Below are 384 nucleotides of genomic sequence, written 5' to 3' on the forward strand. Positions count from 1 at the left end.
CCACTTCGGCCGCGTGGGACCGGGCATGATCCGGGCCGGATCGCCACCGACCTGGCGGTGATGCTCGCCGACGGGGGTGAGGCGATCGCGGATCTGGCCGTGCTGCGGGACCAGGCAGGGGTGTTCGGCCCGGTCGCCTCCACGCCCACCGCTTGGCGATTGCTCGCCGACACCGACGAGGCCGCACTGGCTTCGCTGCGAGCGGCCCGCGCCTCAGCCCGGGAAGTCGCATGGATGCAGGCCGCCGAGACCGGCGAGGGCATACCTGCTGCGCGTGCCGGCGGACGAGATCTTCCCGGCCTGGTTCTGGACCTCGACGCCACGTTGGTCACCTGCCACTCCGAGAAAGAGCAGGCCGCACCCACCTATAAGGGCGGCTTCGGT

The 384-nt window shown here is 71.4% G+C and carries 1 pseudogene; it reads left to right on the plus strand.

What is annotated here, in order from left to right:
- Positions 1-384: pseudogene (locus tag AC5WS8_RS39430) on the plus strand (IS1380 family transposase); the annotation flags it as partial.

The sequence above is a fragment of the Streptomyces sp. PTL18 genome (assembly GCF_059510295.1).